Origin of the sequence: Thiohalocapsa sp., from assembly GCF_019695415.1 — a bacterium.
In the GTDB taxonomy this organism is placed as follows: Bacteria; Pseudomonadota; Gammaproteobacteria; order Chromatiales; family Chromatiaceae; genus Thiohalocapsa.
The window spans coordinates 1-8,012 of record NZ_JAIFKJ010000130.1; the positions used below are offsets into that span (position 1 = coordinate 1).

Consider the following 8,012-nt stretch of genomic DNA (forward strand, 5'->3'; position numbering starts at 1 on the left):
CATGTCCCAGGCGCCTATGGGGTCGAGGGCTGAGGATCGAGGGTTGAGGGGTGAGGGCTTAGGAGTAGTTGCTGCCGGCGGCGTGGGAGTCCGGCCCGAGGCCCTGGCCAATGACATCCTGGGGTCGAGCAGGCGACCCCGTCACTCGTCGGCCTGAGGCACCGCGTCGCTAAGCTTGGACTCCTGTGAGCCGACCCGACTCGGACGGGTGACTCGCGGATGAGGTCGCCGACCTGTTTCTCGGCGCTTGGCTCGTTGCTCCGTTGCCCGCCCTTCGACGGCGGTCCAGTGATCAGCGCCTCGCTGGCATCGCCGGCAGCCGCCAGAAAGGCCCCAGCTTCTCCTTGTTGCATGTCCAATCTCCCCGACAAACTGCGGCTGAAGGAACAGGCCGAAGAAGACCAGTACTTCGCCCGGCGGGATCGCGAGCTGGTGGCCGCGCTGCATGCGCGCCGCGGTTGTCCTGTCGCGCGCGTGGTGAGCGGTGGTCAGACGGGAGTAGACCGGGCTGCGCTCGATGCCGCGCTCGCCGCTGGTGTGCCGGTGGGGGGATGGTGCCCGCGCGGCCGGCTGGCCGAGGACGGGGTGCTCCCAGCACGCTATCCGCTCTGCGAGACCCCCGACGCCGATCCGGCCCAGCGGACGGAGTGGAACGTGCGCGACAGCGACGGCACGCTGATCCTGCACCGGGGACCGATCACCGGCGGCACGGCGCTGACGGCGGAGCTGGCGAGGCGTTACGGTCGCCCACTGCTCGCGGTAGACCTTGACACTGGGCCGACGGTCGCTGCCATCCGTGCTTGGCTGGACGGGCAGGGCATTCGGGTGCTGAATATCGCGGGGCCCCGGGAATCGCAGGCGCCCCGCATCGCTGCGGCGGCGCTCGACCTCTTGCGGCAGCTGTTGGGCGAGCGGCCGGAGCGTGTCGACCCTGCCTAGCCCAGGGTGCTTGCGGTAGACTGCGCATCCCGCGACAGTTTGCCGCCCCATGAATCTGCCCCTTGCCGTTCTGATCCCCCTCCTCGGCGCGCCACTCGCCGCCTGGGTCGCCCACTTCGGCCGATACCACGCTGCGTGGATGGCTGGCGGGCTGACGCTGTTGGCGCTTGCGGTGCTGGCGCCCTCGTTCCCCGGCGTTTTCGCTGGAGACACGCTGGTGTGGCAATTGCCATGGCTGCCGGCGCTGGGCTTGAACCTGGGCTTCCGCTTGGACGGACTCGGGATGCTGTTCGCGCTGCTGATCCTGGTCATCGGCGTGCTGGTGATCCTGTACGCTCGGTACTACCTGAGCGAAGCGGACAGCACCGGGCGCTTCTTCGCCTATTTGCTGCTGTTCATGGGCTCGATGCTGGGCATCGTGCTCGCGGAGAACATCCTGCTGCTGCTGATGTTCTGGGAGATGACGAGTCTGTCCTCCTTCCTGCTCATCAGCTACTGGCAGTACCGCAGCGATGCCCGTAATGGCGCCCGGATGGCGTTGGCGGTCACCGGGCTCGGCGGCTTGGCGATGCTGGGCGGCTTCCTGCTGTTGGGGGAGATGGCGGGCAGCTATGACCTGTCGGTGATCCTGACCCAAGGCGACGCCATCCGCGCACATCCGTTCTACACGCCCATGCTGGTGCTGGTGCTGCTCGGTGCCTTCACCAAGTCCGCCCAGTTTCCGTTCCATTTTTGGCTGCCGCAGGCCATGGCGGCGCCGACGCCGGTGTCGGCCTATCTGCATTCCGCCACCATGGTGAAGGCGGGGGTGTTTCTGCTGGCGCGGCTGTTTCCGGTGCTGTCGGGCACCGATGCGTGGTCTGCGCTGGTGATGGGGGCAGGGCTGACGACGCTTGCCGTCGGCGCCTACTTCGCGCTCTTCAAGCATGACCTGAAAGGCCTTTTGGCATACTCCACCATCAGCCACCTCGGCCTCATCACGCTGTTGTTCGGAATCGGCACGCCGCTGGCTGCGGTGGCCGGCGTGTTCCACATCATCAACCACGCCACCTTCAAGGCCTCGCTTTTCATGGCCGCCGGCATCATCGACCACGAGTGCGGCACCCGTGACATGCGGCTCATCAACGGTCTGTGGCGCTATATGCCCTATACCGCGACGCTGGCCATGGTGGCGGCGGCGTCCATGGCCGGCGTGCCGCTGTTCAATGGCTTTCTGTCCAAGGAGATGTTCTTCCATGAGGCGGTGAACTTCTCCAGATACACCACCTGGGACTGGGTGCTCACCGTGGTGGCGGGGGCGGCCGGCGTGTTTGCGGTGGCCTATTCCCTGCGCTTCATCCACGACGTCTTCTTCAACGGCGAGCCGGCGCATCTGCCCCGGGAGCCGCATGAGCCGCCACGCTGGATGAAGGTCCCGGTGGAGGTGTTGGTGGCCATCTGCTTGTTGGTGGGTATCCTGCCGGCACAGACCGTCGGCCCGCTGCTGAGCGTCGCGGTGGAGGGCGTGCTGCAGGCGAAGCCGCCGTATTACAGCCTCGCCATCTGGCACGGCTTGAATGCGGCCCTGCTCATGAGCGTGATCGCGCTGGTGGGCGGCGTGCTGGTCTACATCGGCCGCCATCCGCTGTTCAAGCTTGCCAATCGCTGGCACGGGATGCTGGACGCGCCGGCCGTTTATCAATGGATCGTGCGGCAGTTGCTGGCGCTGGCCACCTTCGTAACGCGCGTGCTGGACGTCGGCTCTCTGCAACGGCTGCTGGCGATATTCCTCGTTTCCGCACTGGCGGCGGGTGCGGCCGGCATTATCCCGCCGCATGTGCCCATCACCGGCCCGGTGGCGCCGAGCCTGCCGGACGCAGCCAGCGTGCTGGTGGCCGCCGCGCTGGTGGCGGTCGCTTTGACCGCGTCCTTGATCCACCAGCAACGGCTCATGTCGCTCATCGTGCTGGGGGCCGTGGGCCTGCTGGTGTCGCTGATCTTCGTCAAGTTCTCGGCGCCCGACCTGGCGTTGACGCAGCTATCGGTGGAGGTGGTGACCATCGTGTTGCTGCTGCTCGCCATGTATTTCCTGCCGCGGCGCACCCCGGTTGAGGCGGACACCGGTCGGCGACTCCGGCATTTCCTCATTGCGCTTGCAGCTGGGAGCGGCGCCGGCATCCTCTCCTGGGCGGTGCTGACGCGCCCGCACGAGCCCATTTCGGCGTTCTTCCTCGACAACAGCGTGTCCGGTGGCGGCGGCACTAATGTGGTGAATGTGATTCTGGTGGACTTCCGCGGCTTCGATACCCTCGGCGAGATCACCGTGCTGGCTGTGGCGGGGCTCGGCATCTACGCGCTCCTGAAAGACCTGCGGCTGCCTGGGCCTCCCTGCGACACCGCCGGCCGGCGCTGGAATTGGGACCTGCACCCGCCCATCATGGCGGCGCTGGTGCGGCTGCTGCTGCCGCTGGCACTGTTGGTGGCGGTGTTCATCTTCCTGCGCGGCCACAACCTCCCGGGCGGCGGGTTCATCGCCGGCCTGGTCACAGCCGTAGCCCTGGTCATGCAGTACCTGGCCAACGGTGTGGGCTGGACCCATGCTCGGATGCCGCGCAACTTTCATCCGGTCATCGGTCTGGGGCTGCTCATCGCGGTCATCACCGGTACTGTGAGCATGGCGCTCGGTTATCCTTTCCTCACCTCGGCCTTCACCCATGTGCATTGGCCGTTCGCGGACTTCGAGCTGGCGTCGGCCATCGCCTTCGACCTCGGGGTGTATCTGGTGGTGGTGGGCGCCACGCTGCTGATCCTGGTGCACATGGGTCTGATGCACAACGCGAGCCACGAATCTGACTCCAGCGCCGCCGGCGTTGCTCCAGCTTCGGTTGCGGGCGCTCTCGCCGGTGCGGCGACGCAGCCCGGGGACGAGCCGTCGCCAAAGCGCGCGACCGGCACCGTGCCTGAGCCTGCCGACTGACGGAGCCCCATCGCGATGGAAGCCCTACTCGCCGGCATCATCGCAAGCCTGACCGGCTGCGGCGTCTACCTGGTGCTGCGCGCCTACACCTTCCCAGTGGTGCTGGGCCTGACGCTGCTGTCCTATGCCGTGAACCTCTTTCTGTTCGCCACGGGCCGGCTCACCGTCGGGCAGCCCGCCGTCATCAGCCCGGACGCCGCCGGCTATGCAGATCCACTGCCGCAGGCGTTGGTGCTGACAGCCATCGTGATCGCGTTCGGGATGACCGCCTTCGTCATCATGCTGGCGCTGCGGGCCCGGGCGGAGCTCGGCAACGACCACGTGGACGGCCAGTCCGACGGTCACCGATCGGCTGACTGGTGGCAGGGTCCGGAGGACGGGCCGTGAGCCAGGTGGTCATCCTGCCGCTGCTGCTCCCGCTGCTGGCGGCCATCGCGCTGCTGCTCACCCGGCGACGGGTGTCGCTGATGGTTCGCCGACGGCTGAGCCTCGCTGCCGTGGTGCTGGAGCTGGCGACGGTGCTCTGGCTGTTTTGGGTCGTGACGGGCGAGGGCATCCAGGTCTATCAGGTGGGTGATTGGCCGGCACCCTATGGCATCTCGCTGGTGGCGGACCGTCTCAGCGTCTGGATGCTGCTCATTACGGCGCTTTTGGCCTGTGGCGCGCTGTTTTACGCAGTGCAGGGGACCGACAGTGGTAGCCGCCACTTCCATCCGCTGTTCCAGCTACAGATCTTCGGGCTCAACGGCGCCTTTCTCACCGGTGATGTATTCAACCTGTTCGTGTTCTTCGAGGTGCTGCTGCTCGCCTCGTACGGTCTGCTGCTGCACGGCGGCGGGCCTGCGCGGGTGCGTGCCGGCCTGCATTTCGTGGTGCTGAACCTCGCGGGCTCGACGCTGTTTCTGTTCGCGGTGGGCACCCTGTACGGCATTCATGGCACGCTGAACATGGCCGATCTTGCCGTCAAAGTGGCGCAAACAGCACCGGAAGACGTGGGCATCGTGCGCGCTGCGGGTCTGCTGCTGTTCACCGTCTTTGCGCTGAAGGCGGCGCTCGTGCCGCTCTACCTCTGGCTGCCCGCTGCTTATGCTGCGACCTCGGCCCCGGTGGCGGCGCTGTTCGCGATCATGACCAAGGTGGGCGCCTACGCGATCCTGCGCGTTGAGACCCTGATCTTCGGCGATGCGGCCGGGCCCCTGGCCCACCTGATCGAGCCAGTGCTGCTCCCGCTGGCCCTGCTCACCATCGTCGTAGCCGTGCTGGGCGTGTTGGCGGCCCGGGGGCTTCGCCGGCAGACGGCCTACCTGGTGGTGCTCTCCATCGGCACGCTGCTCACGGCCTTTGCGCTCGGTTCCCGTCAGGGCATCGCAGCTGGGCTCTACTACCTGCCGCATAGCACCTTCGCCGCGGCGGCCCTGTTCCTGTTGGCGGATATCATCGCCCGTGGCCGCGGCGACCTCGGTGATCGGCTCGATCCGGGGCCGGCGGTGCCGGCGGCGGCACTGGTGGGCGCGCTGTTCTTCGTCCTGGCGGTGCTGATCGCGGGTCTGCCCCCGCTGTCCGGTTTCCTCGGCAAGTGGATGCTGCTGCAGGCGGCCCTGGAAACGCCGGGTATGCCCTGGATCTATGCGGTGGTATTGACGGCCGGGCTGCTCAGCATCGTGGCGCTGGCGCGCAGCGGCAGTCTGCTGTTCTACCGCGCCACCGGCGCCCAAGCGGAGGCAGCGGCTTTGCAGGCAGCGCCCGGGGCGCTAGCCGGCGCGGCCGTCGCAGGTGTGCAAGGGGGGCCATCTGGCGGAGGCGGTGCGGATGGCGGCCACGAGGCAACGGGTGCGGACTGGCCGCCGCTGTTGTCCGTGCTGGGCCTCGCCGGGCTTTGCCTTGCATTGGTGACGGCAGCCGGTCCCATCAGCGACTTCACCGCGAGCACTGCCGAGGCCTTGCTCCAACCTGAGCGCTATATCCAGGCCGTGCTGGGCGGCGGCGCGGGGAGTTGATCCCATGTTGAGTCGTCTGCTGCCGCATCCGCTGTTGACACTGGCCTTGGCCCTCACTTGGGTCTTGCTGGTGAACAGCTTCACTCCGGGTCAGGCGCTGCTGGGCGTGCTGCTCGGCTGGGCCATTCCGGTCTTCACCCGCCGCTTCTGGCCTGACCGGGTGCGCATCGCGCGGCCTTGGTGGCTGGTGTTTTTTCTGCTCAAGGTGTTATGGGACATCCTGGTGGCCAATGTGGCCGTAGCGGCGCTGATATTGGGCGGGCAGCGCTTCGCGCGCCCGGCCTTCGTGCCGGTACCGCTGGAGCTGCGCAGCGAGCTTGCCATCAGCATCCTTGCCAATACGGTGTCTCTGACGCCGGGTACCGTGTCGGCCTGGCTCAGCCCGGACCGTCGTACGCTGATCGTGCACGGCCTGCGCGTCACCAGCGCAGACGCCTTGGCGCAGGAGATCAAGACACGCTACGAGCGCCCGCTGCGAGATATCTTTGAGCCCCCATGCTGAGCACCGCCCTGTTCATCGCGTTCACTCTCGTCTGCGGCGCCCTGCTGCTCAGCCTTTGGCGGCTGTTGCTGGGGCCCGACCACCCGGATCGCATCCTGGCGCTGGATACCCTCTACGTGAACACCATTGCACTCCTGGTGCTGCTCGGCATCCTGCTTGGTAGTGCGCTCTACTTTGAAGCGGCATTGTTGATTGCGATGATGGGCTTCGTCGGCACCGTCGCGCTCTGCAAGTATCTGCTGCGCGGCGACATTATCGAATAGGTAGGAGGCGTATGGAGAACCTGACAGCCCTCGTGGCGACGCAGACGGAGCATCTGCTGGAGATCGCGGTGTCGGCGCTGATCGTCATCGGCGCCGCCTTTACCTTCATCGGCTCCCTCGGGCTTGCGCGCTTGGGGGACTTCTACACCCGCCTGCATGGCCCCACCAAGGCAACAACGCTCGGCGTCGGCGCGCTGCTGATCGCTTCGGTGATCTATTTCAGCACTCGCGGCGAGGGGCCGAGTCTGCACGAGGTGCTGGTGACGGTGTTTCTGTTCATCACCGCCCCCGTGAGCGCGCATCTACTCGCGAAGGCGGCTCTACACCTCAGAGTTCGGTCCATTGCACCACCGCCATTGGCGGTGGAAGGCGCGGATGCGGGGCAGTTGCGCGCGGATGTACCGCGGACCAACTCCGCCGGGCGGACGGAGAGTAGCTAAGGGGGTATTGCTCAGTGCGCGAGCAGGCCGTCGGCTTCGTGCCGAGGCGTGGGCGCACAGGCGACCTTATGCAGCCCAGTGTCGGACACCAGGTCCAGCTTCCACGCACGACCGCCGGGCACGGCGTCATTGACGCGCAGTAGGTCGGTCATGGAGACGAGGGGCGTACTGGAGTTGACCGGGAAGCTCCCGTGTCGGTAGCGGCTCACCTGGAGGTTCAGGCCGCGCAGTGGTTTTTGCTCCAAGGCGCTCATGAGCCTGAGCGCGAGCCGGGCCGGCTGGATGGACACCAGTCCCTGGTGCGATACCACACCCGAGGTGGTATTGGTGATACGGAGGATGTTGCAGGTTCCGATGGCGGGCGGAAAGCGGAAGCCGCCCTCGTCCAGCCCGGCGATGACCGATTGGACGTGCTTCTTGAGGTCCTTACGGGAAATCTGAGGCGGCAGATTGGCTATCGAGAGAAGAATTGCGCCTGTCTTACCGAACATACATGTTCACCTCGTCTGCGACTTGGGTGTGGACGAGTGGCGGGGGCTGCACTGACGCTGCCGGTTGTCGCCCCCGGGTGGTCAGCGAAGCTGCGCTGCAGACCTTCCCCGGACCGCCGATTGTACCCCGCGCATGTGACAACGCGGGGACGATTCCTAGACTTTTTGTCGGGCCCCTGCTGCCGCTCATGAGCGTCAGTGCCGGGCTTTCCGCATAATCTCCTTAACGCATTTTCGGGGAAGTTGATCCGTGTTTCCCAGGATTACCATCCACTGTCCTCGATTAGGATGACGACGCCAGCAGTTGCTGCCCGGCGGCCCCCCTGCCGCACGGCGGACGCCCGGCCACACAGCCGCCCGACTCGCTGGCCTGTGCCGACGCTGGCCCGGACGACACGCTCGGCGGCGGCTTATCCACCGGGCT

Annotated in this window: 8 protein-coding genes; 7 read left to right on the forward strand and 1 reads right to left on the reverse strand. The window is 66.6% G+C overall.

The annotated features are described in order from the left end of the window. Positions 1-351 precede the first annotated feature (351 nt). From I6U14_RS03200 to I6U14_RS03230, 7 genes are read left to right on the forward strand one after another with little or no spacing between them, the layout of a single operon-like run. Positions 352-939, forward strand: coding sequence for a putative molybdenum carrier protein (locus I6U14_RS03200; RefSeq protein WP_296896841.1), 588 nt, complete (start codon positions 352-354; stop codon positions 937-939). A gap of 49 nt (positions 940-988) precedes the next feature. After that, entirely contained in the window at positions 989-3,895 is a 2,907-nt protein-coding gene (locus I6U14_RS03205) for a monovalent cation/H+ antiporter subunit A (protein WP_296896843.1), read from the forward strand. A 15-nt stretch (positions 3,896-3,910) separates the two neighbouring features. Further along, a complete protein-coding gene (locus tag I6U14_RS03210) occupies positions 3,911-4,282 on the forward strand; it encodes a Na+/H+ antiporter subunit C (protein ID WP_296896845.1) in 372 nt (123 codons plus the stop codon). Next, positions 4,279-5,892 carry a monovalent cation/H+ antiporter subunit D gene (locus I6U14_RS03215; RefSeq protein WP_296896847.1) on the forward strand — a complete coding sequence of 538 codons (1,614 nt, stop codon included), beginning with the start codon at positions 4,279-4,281 and terminating at the stop codon, positions 5,890-5,892. The genes I6U14_RS03210 and I6U14_RS03215 overlap by 4 nt, the downstream gene beginning before the upstream one ends. A 4-nt stretch (positions 5,893-5,896) precedes the next feature. Continuing rightward, positions 5,897-6,394, forward strand: coding sequence for a Na+/H+ antiporter subunit E (locus I6U14_RS03220; protein WP_296896849.1), 498 nt, complete (start codon positions 5,897-5,899; stop codon positions 6,392-6,394). Continuing rightward, positions 6,388-6,657, forward strand: a complete 270-nt coding sequence (locus I6U14_RS03225) for a K+/H+ antiporter subunit F (protein WP_296896851.1) — start codon at positions 6,388-6,390, stop codon at positions 6,655-6,657. The genes I6U14_RS03220 and I6U14_RS03225 overlap by 7 nt, the downstream gene beginning before the upstream one ends. A 53-nt stretch (positions 6,658-6,710) precedes the next feature. Further along, positions 6,711-7,097, forward strand: a complete 387-nt coding sequence (locus I6U14_RS03230; RefSeq protein WP_296896854.1) for a Na+/H+ antiporter subunit G — start codon at positions 6,711-6,713, stop codon at positions 7,095-7,097. Between the two features lie 11 nt (positions 7,098-7,108). Here I6U14_RS03230 and I6U14_RS03235 read toward each other — a convergent pair whose 3' ends face one another. Then, positions 7,109-7,588, reverse strand: a complete 480-nt coding sequence (locus tag I6U14_RS03235; protein WP_296896852.1) for a hypothetical protein — start codon at positions 7,586-7,588, stop codon at positions 7,109-7,111. Between the last annotated feature and the right edge of the window lie 424 nt (positions 7,589-8,012).